Source organism: Vreelandella xerophytica, from assembly GCF_968048975.1.
Window position 1 is genome coordinate 2,744,728 of the sequence record NZ_OZ309106.1, and the last position, 15,531, is coordinate 2,760,258.

The following is a 15,531-nucleotide window of genomic DNA, read 5'->3' on the forward strand; positions in this document are numbered from 1 at the left end:
CGTCAGCGACACAAGATCCTCATTAAAATAATGGCCAAGCAGTGAATGCTGCTTGGCCATTGATCAATCCTTTCGAGTTACCGGTGGGCTACCGCACGCTGGGCAATTTTCCCTAGACGTCGTCACTCGGGGTTTCGCCCGCATCGTCATTCGACATCGGACCTGTGCCCATGGGCTGCTCTTCTTCAGGCTCGGCATTGGAGTTGGGTGCGTCGTTGTCGCCGCAGCCAACCAGACTCAGAGTACCCAATGCCAGTAAAGCGCTCAGAAACAGCGCCGTGAAATGTTTATTGCGTCTTGTAGCCATGTCTTTCTCCTTGACCTTGTCGTCACAATCCTTGAAGTGATATGCCTAGACCAGGCCTATTCAACGTAGCGCCGGTTGACGTTTTTTACCAGCTGGCGTGAGCCCGGCGCCGCGCTCGACCCTTTTTTATGCGCCAAAAAAAACCCCGCAAGGGCGGGGAAAATGGTGATGAATCGCGTGGAGCAGCCGCAGGGAACAGACAGCTGGGCCGATTCATCACCGTAGGGAGCGGTATAAAATTAGTTCGTCGTGGTTTCGCCTTCATCGACGGAACCCGGCATGGGCTCGGTGCCATCACCAAAGCCTGGGTTCTCTTCCGGATCCTGATCATTCATTACACCCGACTGCTCACCTGGCATGGGTTCCTGAGAAGTAGCCGCGTCATCTTCAAGGCCCGGATCCGTCATGGTGGAGTTACCCGTGGCCGGCTGTGACGTGGTTGAACCCTGGTTCATGGCTGGCTCATCGTTCATGGCCGGATCATTGTCCATAGCTGGATCATTGTCCAGAGCCCCACCATTTTGTTCCATGGTCTCCGGCTGCTGGGCGGGCGGCATTTCTTCTTCATCGTCATTACCACAGCCAACCAGCGTGAGTGAGGTCACTGTAGCCAACAAACCCAGCGTAATGAGAGATTTACGCTTAAACGTCGGTTTACCTTGCTTATCCATAAGACCTGCCTCCATAAAATCGATCGATCGCTTTCAGGATCTGCCCTCCTTGGCATTGATACCCATTCCCTGGTATCCCGAAACCTTGAATTCATCAAGACACATACATGGCGCGTGCCACATAACCTTAATATACTTTTTTATTCCATAAAATCATTAATTTATAAAAACAATTCACTTATTCAAGGTTTAATCTAAGCTACTTACAAGAGGGATCAAAATGACACATGTATCGTTAGTTGACCGTGTAACCGGAGGCGTTGTGACACACCGACGACATTTATGTATAATATTTTTTAATAAAAAAAAGAGTAATTGTTAACTCAATTTTATAACCCTTTGTGTGCCGTGGTTATTTGCGGCCATGCTGGCCCACGGGGCCCCAGGATGCCCATGTCTAAAACCATTCAAAGAAAGGCATAGTTAATGGACGAAACACGCCCTGTTAAGATTCAGGTCCGCAATTTAAGCAAAGTGTTTGGAAGACACCCCAAAAAAGCCCTCGAGTTACGAGACAAGGGCCTGAAACGCCCTGAGATTCTCGAAAAGACCGGCCAGACATTAGGCCTTTCCAACATCTCCTTCGATGTATATGAAGGCGAGCTTCTCGTCATCATGGGGCTTTCCGGGTCCGGCAAGTCCACCCTTATCCGCTGCTTGAACCGTCTTATCGAGACAACCGAAGGCGAGATCATCATCGACGGCGAAAACATTCCATCGCTGGGTGAGAAAGCGTTGCTGGAGTGTCGCCGGCGCCACTTTTCGATGGTATTTCAGAATTTCGCGCTCTTTCCTCACCGCACGGTCCAGCAGAACGCCGAGTTTGGGCTGGAGATTCGCGGCGTGGACAAGACCAGACGCAAAGAGCTTGGTCACAGCGCCTTGCAGCAAGTAGGGCTCGGGGGCTGGGAAGACGCTTATCCCCACCAGCTTTCCGGTGGCATGCAGCAGCGCGTGGGCCTTGCCCGGGCACTTGCCAACGATGCAAGCGTTCTGCTCATGGACGAGGCGTTCTCTGCCCTCGACCCCCTGATTCGTAAAGACATGCAGCAGGAGCTGCTGCAACTGCAGACCAGGATGCAGAAAACCACCGTCTTCATTACCCATGACCTTGACGAGGCGCTCTCCATCGGCGACCGCATCGTGCTGTTGAAAGACGGGGAAATCGTGCAGATCGGCACTCCTGAAGAAATTCTCACCCAGCCTGCCGACGACTACGTACGTCGCTTTATCGAAGGCGTGGATCGCTCGCGTATTCTGACGGCTGAAAGCGCCATGCGCCCGGTGCGAACCAGTGTCCGCGATACTGATGGCCCCCGCACCGCACTTCGCCGCATGCGCGATTACAGCCTCGATTCCGTTTATGTGGTCGACCGCGACCGGCGCCTGCACGGGCTCCTGGAGGCGGATGCTGCTGGCCAGGCCGTAGAAGCCGGCGCCGAGACGCTGGTTGATTATCTTACTCGGGACTTCCGACAGGTACCTCCTGATGAGCCCTTGCAGCACCTGTTCGCCATGTTCAGCGAAAAAAGCTTCCCCATTGCCGTTGTAGATGAACAGCAGCGCCTTTTAGGGGTCGTCGTCAAAGGTGCGGTATTGGATGAACTGGCACGAGCAGGAGAGCAGTAATGGACATTCCACGCATTCCCCTGGGTAACTGGATCGAAACCGGGCTTAACTGGCTGACCAGTGAATACTCGGTGGTGACTCGCGCCATTTCGCGCTTCACCCAGACAGGCATCAACAGCTTGAACGATGGCCTGATGTGGCTGCCGGAATGGGCATTGATGGCCCTTGTCGCCCTTCTCTGCTGGCGCCTTGCCAGTACACGCCTGGCCATAGGCGCGGTGGCAGGTCTTGCGCTGATCTGGAACATGGGCCTTTGGAATCCCATGATCGAAACCCTGACGCTCGTCGTCATTGCCACACTGGTAGCCGTCGTCATTGCGCTACCTATCGGCATCCTGGCGGCGCTTTCCGAGCGGCTTTACCGGATCATCATGCCGATTCTGGATTTGATGCAGACCATGCCGGCCTTCGTGTACCTGATTCCGGCAATTCCGTTTTTTGGTATCGGCGCGGTATCGGCCATTTTTGCCACCGTCATCTTTTCCATGCCCCCCGCGATTCGCTTTACTACCCTGGGTATCCGCCAGGTACCCGGCGACTTGATTGAAGCCGCCGATGCCTACGGCGCCACGCGTAGCCAAAAGCTTTTCAAGGTGCAGTTGCCGCTGTCGCTGCCGACCGTGATGGCGGGCATCAACCAGACCATCATGCTTGCGCTTTCGATGGTGGTGATTGCCGCGATGATCGGTGCTGACGGTCTGGGCAGCGAAGTCTGGCGCGCCATTCAGCGCCTGCGTCCGGGCGACGGTTTTGAAGCCGGTATCGCGGTGGTCATTCTGGCCATGCTGCTGGATCGTCTTACTCAGTCGCTGCGCAAGTCACGCCAGCAATAAGCCGGAGAGTTTCTGAACGTGAGTACTCAACCACAGAGCTCACGCTCTGTGTCCTCAGGCTTGAGAGGCCAGAACGCAACACGTTCTGGTCACTCTTGAAACCAGGCTTCGGCCTTTATAAAAGCACCATTAAGGGAAACGACATGAAAACACGTATAAACCGTTCGATTCGCCTTGCCACCCTTGGCCTTCTCGCCGGTGGCGGCATGATGGCAGGTGGTCTTGCCCAGGCCCAGCAGCAGGGCACGATCACCCTGGCCTACGTTGAGTGGTCCTCTGAAGTTGCCTCTACCAACGTGATTGCCGCGGTACTCGAGCAGCAAGGATTCGATGTCAACATGACATCGCTCTCCGCGGCGGCCATGTTCCAGGCGCTTGCCACCGGTGACGCCGATGCCATTGTGGCAGCGTGGCTGCCTACTACGCACGCTGACTACATGGAGCGTATCGGTGACGATATAAAGGATCTGGGACCCAACCTGGACGGCACCAAGCTTGGCCTGGTCGTGCCCTCCTACACCGATGTGGACGCCATCGACGCACTCAACGATAACGCGGAGCTTTTCGACAACGAGATCATCGGTATTGACCCCGGTGCCGGTCTGATGGGCCTGACCGAAGCAGTCGTCGATACCTATGATCTTGACCTTCGCCTACGCAGCGGCAGTGACGCCACCATGGTGGCCGCGCTCAGCAACGCGATCAACAACGAAGAGGATATCGTCGTTACCAGCTGGACCCCGCACTGGATGTTCGCTCGCTGGGATCTCAAATACCTCGAAGACCCGGAAGGCGTCTTTGGTGGTGCCGAGCAGATTCACACGGTGGTGCGTAACGGTTTAGAAGACGACATGCCCGAGGCTTACGCCATTCTGGATGCCTTCGAGTGGACCCCGGAGCAGATGGGCGAAGTCATGCTGATGAACCAGGAAGACGGCAGCGACCCTTATGAAAATGCCAAGCAGTGGGTGGAAGATAATCAGGACGTTGTCGAGCAGTGGCTTGCCCGGTAAACGTTAAGCGCCTTGAGCAGGCCCTGCACATAACGTCAGGGCCGACTTATAAATAACTTGTACAACGATACAATTTCTTATACAAACAATAAGGAGTGACTATTACTGCTTATTGTTACCTGTAAGGTTTGTTACCGTCGTGAGCTGACCGATGCCGCAACACGCTGCTTTCGGTTCTACATTTACAATTCAGTTCTACATTTACAATAGGGAGAAGACCCAGTGGATAATGAAAAGCCCAATCAGTCGTCGGAGGAGCCGGTTGGCGAGGGGATACCCTCACCCGACGGTCCGGCGAATCTCATCGATACCGATTATGTGATCGGTCAGGATAACTTTACCGCTGAAAGTATGGGGATGAAGCTGGACCTGCACGGCAAGGTCTTCACCATTTCAGCGATTGTAGTCACCCTTTTCGTCATTCTGACGCTGGCGCTTCAGGATGACATTGCGTTCATTTACGACGCGATTTTTGGCTTTTTGACGGGAAATCTGGCGTGGTTCTTTATTCTGACCGCCAATATCTTCGTTGTTCTCTGCCTGGGTCTCATCGTATCGCCTCTGGGCAAGATTCGTATTGGCGGCGCCGATGCCAAGCCTGATTTCACCTATATGGGCTGGTTTTCCATGCTGTTTGCCGCCGGCATGGGTATCGGGCTCATGTTCTTTGGCGTCAGCGAGCCGCTGACTCACTTTGGCACCTCCCTGGGTGGGGCCGACGGCGCTCCTCTGGCCGGGGCAGAAGGTGATGCGGCCGGGGCTACGGCGCTGGGTATGGCAGCGACCATCTTCCACTGGGGGCTTCACCCTTGGGCGATTTACGCCGTGGTTGCCCTGTCACTTGCCCTTTTTTCCTTCAACAAGGGCCTTCCGCTTTCCATGCGTTCGGTGTTCTACCCTATTCTGGGCGAACGCGTATGGGGCTGGCCGGGCCACCTCATCGATATTCTGGCCGTATTCGCGACGCTGTTCGGCCTTGCAACCTCGCTTGGTCTGGGTGCTACCCAGGCAGCAGCGGGGATCTCCTATCTATTTGGCGCACCAGAAAGCGATATCACGATGATTCTGCTGATCGTCGGCATTACCATGGTCGCCATCTGCTCGATCATTGCCGGAGTGGACAAGGGTGTCCAGCTGCTTTCCAAGATCAACATCGCCCTGGCCGCCGCACTTTTGTTCTTCGTGATCGGTGTGGGACCGACGCTGTTTATCGTCACGGGCTTTTTCGACAACCTGTTTAACTACGTGGTCAACCTGCCTGCACTTTCCAATCCGTTCGGCCGTGATGATACCGCCTTCATCCAGGGCTGGACCGCCTTCTACTGGGCCTGGTGGATCTCCTGGTCTCCTTACGTCGGCATGTTCATCGCGCGCGTATCCCGGGGCCGTACGGTTCGTGAATTCCTGATCTCCGTGCTGATCGTACCTTCGGTCGTATCGGTACTCTGGATGACCACCTTCGGCGGTACCGCCATCGATCAGTACGTAAGCCAGGGCATCGAAGCGGTGCGCGAAGCGGGTGTGGATCTGCAGCTCTTCTTGATGCTCGAACAGCTTCCGCTGTCACAGATCACCTCGTTCATTGCCATCGTGCTGGTTATTGTCTTCTTTGTGACCTCCTCGGATTCCGGCTCGCTGGTGATCGATTCCATCACCGCAGGTGGCAAGGTAGACTCGCCCATTCCGCAGCGGGTGTTCTGGGCCATCATCGAAGGCGCGATTGCCATTGCGCTGCTTCTAGGGGGTGGCTTGACCGCGCTGCAAACCATGGCGGTATCGACCGGCTTCCCGTTCGCTATCATCCTGCTGGTGGCGTGCTATGCCATCATCAAGGGTCTGATGAGCGAACCCAAAGCCAACACCGCTTAAGTCTTGAGGTTCAAGCTTTTGAGCGCTTGAACCTCAAGCCAGCAAACGCCAGAAAACGGGCAGCCCAAGGGCTGCCCGTTTTTTTCATGCGTGTGATCGTCGCTGAGCGTACAGCTTTTATATCATCAGCACCAAAGCGCCTTGAGCGGCGTATCCGGTGCATAGCGATGGGCTACCTGGGCCTGAAACAGCTCGGCGGTGGCTAGCGCATCTACCAACGCGTGATGGCCCTGATAGCTTGGCAGGCCGTAGCGCTGGCGGCTGGCATCCAGACGAATGGAGACGGGCGGCCTGCCCAGCCAGCGGCGAAACCGTGCCCAGAGCGTCTGCCGATGCAGCCGTGCCTCCAGCGACATGGTATCGATCATGGGAAACAGCACGCCCTCGCCCCGTCGGTCCTTGATCGCAGCATCGAGAAACGGCCGCTCGATATTACGAAAATGTACCACGACCAGACGACCGGCAAGCTCTTTCAACAGCGACTCCAGAATATCGTCCAGATCCGGCGCGTGGGTGATTTCGGAATGCGTGATGTGGTGATAGGTCACCGACGTCTCGTCGAGCGGTCGGGCGGGCTTCACCACCCAGTAACGTCGGGAAGAGAGTGCAATACGCTCGAGGGTGAAGTGGACCAACCCGATACTGACGATGGCATGGTGGCGCTCGTCCAGTCCCGTGGTTTCCATGTCCAGCGCGACCATCGGCACTTCGGAAATCGGGGTATCCGGGCCAGGGAGCGGCGCTTCGAAAAAGGTTCTCAAGGCGTCGTCCGTGGCATGCTCGGCCCGTTTGGCCATGTAGCCTGCCCAGTCGGCTTGGGTAATGCGCTGGCGGGGGCGTATTCCCTTCATGTCAATTTCCTGGCCGCTGGCTGGGCACGGGATAGCGGAATTTCAGGAACTTCTGCGCATTGCTCAGCACCTGAAAGGCGTCCTTGAGCGTATGGCGTTCGCTATCCTCGACGTTTTCCGGCTCGATGTTGTTATCTGGCGTGCGCTCCTCTTCCAGGTCGATCATCTGGTGACGAAGCCGCGACATGCACAAGAACTCGAACGCGTAGCTCAGTTTATCGCTGACCCCTGAGCCGAGCAGTTGGGTGTCGTTGATATCCTTGAGCCGCTGAAAACTGTTTTGCGCGTTTGATCCGCAGGCCAGTGCGTGAACGCGAATCAAGTCCACCATGGGCGCGGTACCCCGGCGTTTCAGATTGATGGAATTATTGTGCTTGCCGTCTTTTTCCATCACAAAGGTGCGGAAAAACCCCAAGGGTGGCGTACGATTGAGCGCGTTACGTGCCATGGCGGCCAGGAACAGCGGCGACTGCGGGGCGCGGGTGGCCAGCAGATCCTGAAGCTCCTCCACGTAATGATTTTCACCGTAGATGCTGTCCAGATCGAAAAAGATCGAGCTATGCAAAAGCTTTTCCGGGGTAGGATGGGCGATCCACTCCTCGAAATAGCTCTTCCACACGTGAAGTGGCTGGCGCCACTTGGCGTTGGTCGCCATGATATCGCCTTTGCAGTAAGTGTATCCGCAGCTGTCGAGACCATCGCTTACAAAGGCGGCCAGCGCCTTGAAGTAGTCGTCGTGCTGTTCGGGAATAAACTTGTCCGAAAGGATCAGCGCGTTATCCTGATCGGTGACGATACTTTGCTCGTTGCGCGCCATCGAGCCATTCACCATGAAGCAGTAAGGCACCGGTGGTGGCCCGAGCTCTTCCTCGGCCAACTCCAGAAGGCGGCGGGTAAAGCTGCGCCCGATGGTGGAAAGCGCACTGCCCAGCATCACCGAGTTCGCCCCTTCCTGCACCATGCGTACAAACGCCGCGCGCACATCGGCGGCCAGGCGAGCAAGCCCGTAGGCACTGGACTGGTTGAAGATATTGCTGACCAGATAAAGTCCGCTGTGAGTTTCATAGCGAATGATGTCGGAAAGGTGGACCACCCCGACCGGGCGCTGGCGATACAGAACGGGTAAATGATGCACATTGCTGCGCAGCATGGTGAGCATGGCTTCGTATATCGACGCGTCGGACTGAATGGTGATCAAGCGATCTGAAACCACGTCACCGATGGGCGTTTGCGGTGAAAGCCCCTTGGCCACCACGCGGTTGCGAAAGTCGCTGTCGGTCAGGATGCCGCACATCTGCCAGCTCTTGCCTTCGCTATCCTTGAAGCTGTAGCGCGGGTTCTGGTGGCCCTCGTCGATCACCAGTACCGCCGAGGCCTGCGCCTGGCCTACCTGAATTGCTGCCTGCTGAACGCTGACAGTGGACTCCACCATGACCGGGTAGCGCGAGACCAGCTTGCGAATACGCGTGACCATCATGTCGTTGGATTTTTTCTGTTCTTCGGCGGCGCTTTCCAGGCGCGGGCGCTCGAGTTCGACGAAGTCGGCGAAGTCTTCGTCCTCTTCGCACAGGCGATGAAAGACGTCATTGGGAATATAGTAGATGAGCGTGTCTTCAATCGCCGTGGCGGGAAACCGTACGCGATGGTTTCGTAACAGACTGAAGTGGGCAAAGATATCCCCCTCGCCCAAGCGATTATAAAGCTCACCTCTTCGACGATACACCTCGACTGCACCGCTTCGGATATAGCAAAGTTCGTTGATCGTTTCGTTGAGCGTCAGAATTTCGCCGCCGGTCTTGAAGTAGCGAACCTCTATGCTCTCGGCAATGGCGTCCAACAGCTCATCGGATAACCCGTCAAAGGGAGGAAACTGCCCCATGTGCTGGCGTATATCCCATAGCTCCACGTCCATAACGACTCCTTTTACGAAACGCTCATCCTGATGACATCAAGTTTGGCGGTATTGGTATGTCCGGTAAAGCCATACGCGCAAAAAAGCCCGGTGATATCACCGGGCTTTCGAGTAAAGCGATCATCGATCACTTCATGGCAACATTGTCCGTTGCCGTCAGCTCATACACAATACGTGTGTATGGGAGCTTATGACTGGTTGGCCATTTCCTGGACACGCTGCATCATTTCCGGGTCCTGCTGAATGGACTGGCCGATGGCGTTGAACGTATCCACATCCAGGCCGCTGTTTTCGACTACTTCGATCATGCGGTCATTGGCTTCAGCGCGAACTTCCTGTTGAGCCGTCTCGTCTCCTGCTTCCTGCAGACGCTGTGTGTACTCTTGCGAGATCACGGCGATTTCTTGAGAAGCATCGGCGAACTGCTGCAGCTGCTGATCAGAAAAATCCTGGGCCGGTGCTTGCTGGGTGGCCATCGGATCCTGAGCCGGATCTTGCGCTTGCTGGGCGTGGGCGGTACCTGCCATCAGGCCGGTTGCAAGAAGTGCAGCTGAAAACAAAGCAGTTAAACGTTGCATGGTAAGAAACCTCTTTGCGCGTTATGTATGTGGTGATTCAGACGCGGCGTGTTCGCACAGGTTCAACTTTTAGTGTAATTATAAGTAACAAAAAGTAATTAAAAGTAAAAATCAGACCTCAGGCCTATATATGAACCTATATTTCAATAACTTACGCACCCAATCACCTGCCGAACTGGGTCTTGCCGCAATGCCGGTACTGTTTGTCTTACTCTGGAGTACGGGGTTTATTGGCGCGAAATTCGGCCTGCCCTACGCCGAACCCTTCACGTTCTTGTTTATTCGTTTCGTGCTGACGCTTTTACTGCTGCTACCCCTGGCCTTTTTCCTGAAAGCAAAGTGGCCACGCTCGCCAGCACTTTGGGCACACATCAGCGTAGCCGGGTGTCTGGTACACGGCGCGTATCTGGGCGGTGTCTTTTACGGTATTTATCTGGGCATGCCGGCCGGGCTGGCCGCCCTTTTAGTGGGAGTGCAGCCCCTTTTAACCGCGCTTCTGGCAGGGCCTTTGTTGGACGAGCGTCTCTCGCGCTATCAGTGGCTAGGGTTGGGGCTTGGGTTAATCGGCATCGGACTGGTGCTTGGCAGCAAGCTCGAGCCTGGCAGCCTGCTGTTCGAGGGGTTCGGACCTGGCGCGCTTTCGTGCGTTGTGGCTGCCCTGCTGGGTATCTCGTTGGGCACGCTGTATCAAAAGCGCTATTGCACGCGCATGGCGCTTTTATCGGGAACGGTCATTCAGTACCTGGCCGCGGGGGGGTTACTGGGCGCCGGCGCCCTTATGCTGGAAACGCGGGAAGTGGTACTCGACGCAACGTTTCTATGGACCCTGGGATGGTTGGTGCTGGTACTCTCCATCGCGGCGATATTACTCTTGATGGCGCTCATCAAGCGGGGCGAGGCCTCCCGAGTGGCTAGCCTCTTTTATCTGGTACCGCCGGTAACCGCCCTGCAAGCCTGGTGGCTCTTCGATGAGCGCTTGCCGCTTTTGGGTTTGACCGGTATGGGCATCGCAATTCTGGGTGTCATGCTTGTGATCAAACAGAAGTCGGCACCCGCCTAAAGCCGCTCAAGATAGCTCACGCCACCCAGGTTGCGCATCTGCTGGCGAATCCACTGGCTACGCCGTTCTACCTGGGCGTCCGGGCGTGAAGCGCTGCGGTTGCGCGGATTGGGCAAGATCGCTGCCAGCAGGCTTGCCTGGCGCTCGGTCATGGCGCTGCCGGAGGCACCGAAGTAGTGATCCGCTGCGGCCTCCAGCCCGAAGACGCCGGTATCCCACTCGGCGACGTTCAAATACACCTCGAGAATGCGCGTCTTGCTCCAGAAGGTTTCGATCAAGAGCGTAAACCAGGCCTCGAGCCCCTTGCGCAGCCAGCTTCGCCCGCTCCACAGAAAGACATTCTTGGCAGTTTGCTGGCTTAGCGTACTGGCACCACGCAGGCGTTCGCCCCCCTGGCTTGCGCGCCAGGCACGTCTGAGTTCGACGATATCGAACCCGCGATGCAGGGGAAAGCGCTGGTCTTCCGCCGCAATCACGGCGAGCTTGGCATTGCTTGAGAGATTCTCGAAGCTTCGCCACTGGCGGGTAATCGTGATCGGCTCACGCGCGATAAGGCTCTGCACCTTGCGCTCGACCATCACCATGGACCCCGGTGGCGGCACGACGCTAAACAGCAGTACCAGCGCCACCGAGAGCAGTAAAAAGCCCAGCGCGCCACACCAGACAATGCGCCACACAAGACCCAGGTAGTGGCGCAGCGCGCGATTGAGCATTGCAGTATCCTTAGCGTTTCATGAGATGCTGCGCATGATAACGCAAATGGTCCTCGATGAACGAGGCGATGAAGAAGTAACTGTGATCGTAACCCGGTTGACGACGAAGCGTCAGGGGATGATCGTGCTCTTCACACACGGCTTCTAAACGCTCGGGCTTGAGCTGCTCTTCCAGAAACTGGTCGGCGTCGCCTTGATCGATGAAAAGCCGTTGACGGGAGGCGCCATTGGCCACCAGCTCGCAGGCGTCGTACTGGCGCCAGCGCGACTCGTCTTCGCCCAGATAACTGGTAAACGCCTTCTGTCCCCAGGGGCAGTTCATGGGGTTCACGACAGGCGAAAATGCTGATACCGAGCTGAAGCGCCCCGGATGACGAAGCGCCAGAATCAGCGCGCCATGCCCCCCCATCGAATGTCCGCTGATCGACTCCCGCCCGTTGACCGGGAAGTGCTGGCGCACCACCGAGGGCAGCTCTTCGACCACGTAGTCGTACATGCGGTAGTGGGTTTTCCAGGGCGCCTGGGTGGCGTTGACGTAAAATCCCGCGCCGGACCCCAGGTCGTAGCTTTCATGTTCGCCGGGCAGGTCGGTTCCCCGAGGGCTGGTATCCGGGCAGACGATGGCCACGCCCAGTTCGGCCGCAACACGATGGGCGCCGGCCTTTTGCATGAAATTTTCGTCGTTGCAGGTTAGCCCCGACAACCACCATACAAGCGGCACCCGCTCGCTTTCCGCCTGTGGCGGAAGATAAACGGCAAAGACCATATCGCAGTCCAGCGCCCGGGAGTAGTGGCGGTAGCGCTTGTGCCAGCCGCCGAAGCTGCGGTTGGCAGACACAAGCTCCAAGGTTTCGCTCATGCTCATGGGAAAGCTCCTAAATATGAAAACGCGGCGGGAGCCCCCACCGCGTTTTTATTCGCTCACAGTCACTATCAATAGCCACTGTACATAGCCACTATAGCGTCAATACTCACGCGGCGTGCAAGTAAGCCGCCTTGAGGCGCACGGCTGAGTAACACGCCGGATCAGCGCAAGGCCTAGTAGTGCAATACGGTGCGGATGCTCTTGCCTTCATGAAGCAGGTCGAAAGCTTCGTTGATTTTCTCGAAGGGCATGTCATGGGTGATGAAGTCGTCGATATTGATTTCACCGTTCATGTAGCGCTCCACATAGCCCGGCAATTCGCTGCGTCCTTTCACACCGCCGAATGCGGAGCCTTTCCAGACCCGTCCGGTAACCAGCTGGAAGGGCCGCGTGGAGACTTCTTCCCCGGCACCTGCCACACCGATGACGATCGACTCGCCCCACCCTTTATGGCAGCACTCGAGCGCCGAGCGCATCACGTTGACGTTGCCGATACACTCGAAGGAGTAGTCCACGCCGCCGTCGGTCATGTCCACGATGACCTGCTGGATCGGGTCCGAGTACTTCTTCGGGTTGACGAAGTCGGTGGCGCCGAACTGCTTGGCCAGTGCGAACTTGTCCTCGTTGACGTCGATAGCGATAATCTTGCCCGCCTTGGCCATGACCGCGCCCTGAATGACCGCAAGGCCGATAGCACCCAGACCAAAGACGGCAACGGTCGCGCCCGGCTCGACCTTGGCAGTATTGAGCACTGCGCCGATGCCTGTGGTCACACCGCACCCCAGCAGGCAGATCTTGTCCATGGGCGCTTCCTTGGAGACAACGGCCAGGGAGACCTCCGGCAAGACGGTATATTCGCTGAAGGTAGAAGTGCCCATGTAGTGGTGCAGCATTTTACCATCCAACGAAAACCGCGAGGTGCCGTCGGGCATCACACCCTTGCCCTGAGTCGCGCGCACGCTGCTGCACAGGTTGGTCTTGCCGGACAGGCAGAACTTGCACTTGCCGCACTCGGCAGTGTAAAGCGGAATCACGTGATCGCCGGGCTTCAGGCTGATCACGCCCTCACCCACCTCCTGCACGACACCAGCGCCTTCGTGGCCCAGCACGGCAGGGAAGTTGCCTTCCGGGTCTTTACCGGAGAGTGTGTAGGCATCGGTATGGCATACGCTGGTGGCCGCCATTCTTACCAGTACTTCGCCCGCCTTGGGGCCTTCTACATCAATTTCGACAAGCTCAAGCGGTTTACCCGCTTCAAGCGCTACGGCAGCGCGTGATTTCATCAACTATCTCCTGGACCAAAAAGCAAACGTCTTACTCTGACAGTCAAGTGTAGTCAGCTAGGCGAGCCGGATAAACAGGGATATACTCATAAGATTATTGCTGGTGAGCAACAATCATCTCCTGAGAGGTATCATGCAACGCTGGGATCGCATTGAAGCCTTTGTGGAAGTGGTACGGCTGGGCACCTTTTCAGCCGCGGCCCGGCATCTGAAGGTATCTACTTCGCATATCAGCCGTCTGGTCAGCCAGCTGGAGAACCAGCTTGGTGTTCAGCTTCTGTACCGTACTACTCGGCAAATCCGCTTGACCGATGCCGGCACGCTGTATGTCGAGCACTGCCGACACCTGTTTGACGGGCTGCGCGATGCCGAACAGGCTATCAGCGAGCTTCAGGCCAAACCGCGCGGGCTTTTGAAACTCACCTCGGCCACGACCTTCGGCGAGCGTTTCATCGCGCCGCTGGTCAATGACTTTCAGTGTCAGCACCCCGACCTTGAAGTGCACATGCACTTTACCAACCGAGCGGTGGAGCTGATCGAAGAAGGGTTTGATATCGCCATCCGCATGGGCGTACTCAAGGACTCGAGCCTTATTGCCAAACGGCTTTGCGAACGCCGCGAGTACATCGTCGGCTCTAGCGGCTATTTCCGTCAGGCGCCTCGCCCTCACACGCTGGCAGAGCTCAGCCAGCACCCCTGCCTTCTGGGTTCGCGACCCTACTGGCTGTTCGAGGTCAATGGTCAGCGCCGGGAAGTGCGACTCGAAGCACGCTGGAGCGGCAACTCAGGGCCTGCGCTTCTGGACGCTGCCTTGAAGGGCTTGGGCTTGGCACAGCTTCCCGACTACTACGTGGCGCCTTATCTTGAAAGTGGCGAACTGATCGCGGTGCTCGAGCCCTTTCAGCATCACGATACCGCCGTCTGGGCGGTCTACCCGCGCCACCGCCATCTGTCGCCCAAGATTCGTCAGCTGGTGGATTATCTGGCGACCCATATCACGACAAGACTCCCGCGCGCTTAACATTTGATCAAAAAACGAGCCGTCACACTTAAAAGCGCGACGATGGTTCGCCATTCATGACAATATCAGCGTGCGGGCACAGGGAAGTGACGATATAATGAACATTCACTAATGAATGTTTATCGCTTACGCTGTAGCTTGCAAGGATCCACAATGTCACTCCCCCCACCTAATTGGCCCATCGACTTCAAAACGACACTCATGCGCGCAATCCTTTATGTCTTGTTTATCGCAGCAATTGCTCAAGGCGCATACCTGGAGGCCATCTACTTGCCCGACGTTCGTTTCAGCGAGTATGGGTTTACCGAACTGACTCAGACGGCTGTGCTTGCCACCTGTTGTCTGATGCTGCTCTACGTGCGCCACGTGCTGAAAGTATGGCCTACGGTGACCCTGCTCTTGTTCGCGTTTATCGCCTCCTCCCTTGTGCGCGAGCAGGACTACTTCCTGGACGAGTACATTGCGCGCAATACCTGGAAGATTCTTGTGGCGCTTATCGTGATTCCCTCGATTGCCTGGGTAGTCATCAAGCGCCGACAGTTTCTGGATGAATTTCGCTACTACAGCAACACGTTTGCCTTCGGCCTGTTTGCCGGCGGGGTACTCACGACCTACGTCTTTTCCCGCCTGTACGGTCGGAGTATCTTCTGGGAAGCGGTACTTGAGGATAACTACGTACGTACCTTCAAGGATGCCGCCGAAGAGGTGACCGAGCTTCTTGGCTACAGCCTGATCCTCTTCGCTACCCTGGAGCTGTTGCTTTTGGCGCGACGTATTTATCTTGCGCGCCAAGCCGCCAAACCACTTAATTAAATCGGTGAGCAGCAACGTAGAATCTCACACAGAGCACACCTACTCCTAAAAGCACGAGATGACGTGGCGGGCGCTGGAGAACAGCGGTCTGCAAATCAGCGATCAGCAGGCAC

At 56.5% G+C, this 15,531-nt stretch carries 15 protein-coding genes; 7 read left to right on the forward strand and 8 right to left on the reverse strand.

Going from position 1 to position 15,531, the window contains the following annotated elements; all coding sequences use genetic code 11:
• Positions 1–112: 112 nt before the first annotated feature.
• Positions 113–307 (reverse strand): hypothetical protein, encoded by a 195-nt coding sequence (locus ACWF8S_RS12870; RefSeq protein ID WP_447553729.1) that lies wholly within the window; start codon positions 305–307, stop codon positions 113–115.
• Between the two features lie 239 nt (positions 308–546).
• On the reverse strand, positions 547–978 hold the full coding sequence (locus ACWF8S_RS12875) for a hypothetical protein (protein WP_447553730.1): 432 nt from the start codon (positions 976–978) through the stop codon (positions 547–549).
• Between the two features lie 426 nt (positions 979–1,404).
• Between ACWF8S_RS12875 and ACWF8S_RS12880 the strand changes: the two genes are divergently transcribed.
• The 4 genes from ACWF8S_RS12880 (at position 1,405) to ACWF8S_RS12895 (ending at position 6,322) form a co-directional block, all read left to right on the forward strand.
• Positions 1,405–2,607, forward strand: a complete 1,203-nt coding sequence (locus ACWF8S_RS12880; RefSeq protein ID WP_447553731.1) for a quaternary amine ABC transporter ATP-binding protein — start codon at positions 1,405–1,407, stop codon at positions 2,605–2,607.
• Entirely contained in the window at positions 2,607–3,440 is an 834-nt protein-coding gene (locus tag ACWF8S_RS12885; RefSeq protein WP_447553733.1) for an ABC transporter permease, read from the forward strand. Before ACWF8S_RS12880 ends, ACWF8S_RS12885 begins: the two co-directional genes overlap by 1 nt.
• A 143-nt stretch (positions 3,441–3,583) precedes the next feature.
• The gene (locus ACWF8S_RS12890; RefSeq protein ID WP_447553734.1) at positions 3,584–4,453 is read left to right on the forward strand and encodes a glycine betaine ABC transporter substrate-binding protein; all 870 of its coding nucleotides are present in this window, start codon (positions 3,584–3,586) and stop codon (positions 4,451–4,453) included.
• Between the two features lie 222 nt (positions 4,454–4,675).
• Complete coding sequence (locus tag ACWF8S_RS12895) at positions 4,676–6,322, forward strand: BCCT family transporter (RefSeq protein WP_447553735.1); 1,647 nt, start codon at positions 4,676–4,678, stop codon at positions 6,320–6,322.
• Between the two features lie 125 nt (positions 6,323–6,447).
• On the opposite strand, the gene ACWF8S_RS12900 is transcribed toward ACWF8S_RS12895, so the two are convergent.
• The 3 genes from ACWF8S_RS12900 to ACWF8S_RS12910 all read right to left on the reverse strand — a co-directional run bounded on the left by ACWF8S_RS12900 (position 6,448) and on the right by ACWF8S_RS12910 (position 9,663).
• Positions 6,448–7,173: a 3'-5' exonuclease gene (locus ACWF8S_RS12900; protein WP_447553737.1), complete on the reverse strand. Its 726-nt coding sequence runs from the start codon at positions 7,171–7,173 to the stop codon at positions 6,448–6,450.
• Position 7,174: 1 nt separating this feature from the next.
• Entirely contained in the window at positions 7,175–9,085 is a 1,911-nt protein-coding gene (locus ACWF8S_RS12905) for a DUF294 nucleotidyltransferase-like domain-containing protein (RefSeq protein ID WP_447553739.1), read from the reverse strand.
• A 188-nt stretch (positions 9,086–9,273) separates the two neighbouring features.
• The gene (locus ACWF8S_RS12910; RefSeq protein WP_447553740.1) at positions 9,274–9,663 is read right to left on the reverse strand and encodes a DUF4168 domain-containing protein; all 390 of its coding nucleotides are present in this window, start codon (positions 9,661–9,663) and stop codon (positions 9,274–9,276) included.
• A 130-nt stretch (positions 9,664–9,793) separates the two neighbouring features.
• Here ACWF8S_RS12910 and ACWF8S_RS12915 point away from each other — a divergent pair, with 130 nt between their 5' ends.
• Positions 9,794–10,723: a DMT family transporter gene (locus tag ACWF8S_RS12915; RefSeq protein WP_447553742.1), complete on the forward strand. Its 930-nt coding sequence runs from the start codon at positions 9,794–9,796 to the stop codon at positions 10,721–10,723.
• Here the strand turns inward: ACWF8S_RS12915 and mtgA are convergent.
• From mtgA to ACWF8S_RS12930, 3 genes are all read right to left on the reverse strand, one after another.
• Positions 10,720–11,436, reverse strand: coding sequence for a monofunctional biosynthetic peptidoglycan transglycosylase (gene mtgA, locus ACWF8S_RS12920; protein WP_447553743.1), 717 nt, complete (start codon positions 11,434–11,436; stop codon positions 10,720–10,722). The genes ACWF8S_RS12915 and mtgA overlap by 4 nt on opposite strands.
• A 10-nt stretch (positions 11,437–11,446) precedes the next feature.
• The gene (gene fghA / locus ACWF8S_RS12925; protein ID WP_447553745.1) at positions 11,447–12,301 is read right to left on the reverse strand and encodes an S-formylglutathione hydrolase; all 855 of its coding nucleotides are present in this window, start codon (positions 12,299–12,301) and stop codon (positions 11,447–11,449) included.
• A 173-nt stretch (positions 12,302–12,474) separates the two neighbouring features.
• Positions 12,475–13,584, reverse strand: coding sequence for an S-(hydroxymethyl)glutathione dehydrogenase/class III alcohol dehydrogenase (locus ACWF8S_RS12930; protein WP_447553746.1), 1,110 nt, complete (start codon positions 13,582–13,584; stop codon positions 12,475–12,477).
• Between the two features lie 133 nt (positions 13,585–13,717).
• Between ACWF8S_RS12930 and ACWF8S_RS12935 the strand changes: the two genes are divergently transcribed.
• Entirely contained in the window at positions 13,718–14,605 is an 888-nt protein-coding gene (locus ACWF8S_RS12935) for a LysR family transcriptional regulator (RefSeq protein WP_447553748.1), read from the forward strand.
• A gap of 153 nt (positions 14,606–14,758) precedes the next feature.
• Entirely contained in the window at positions 14,759–15,418 is a 660-nt protein-coding gene (locus ACWF8S_RS12940) for a hypothetical protein (protein ID WP_447553750.1), read from the forward strand.
• The last annotated feature ends 113 nt before the right edge of the window (positions 15,419–15,531 follow it).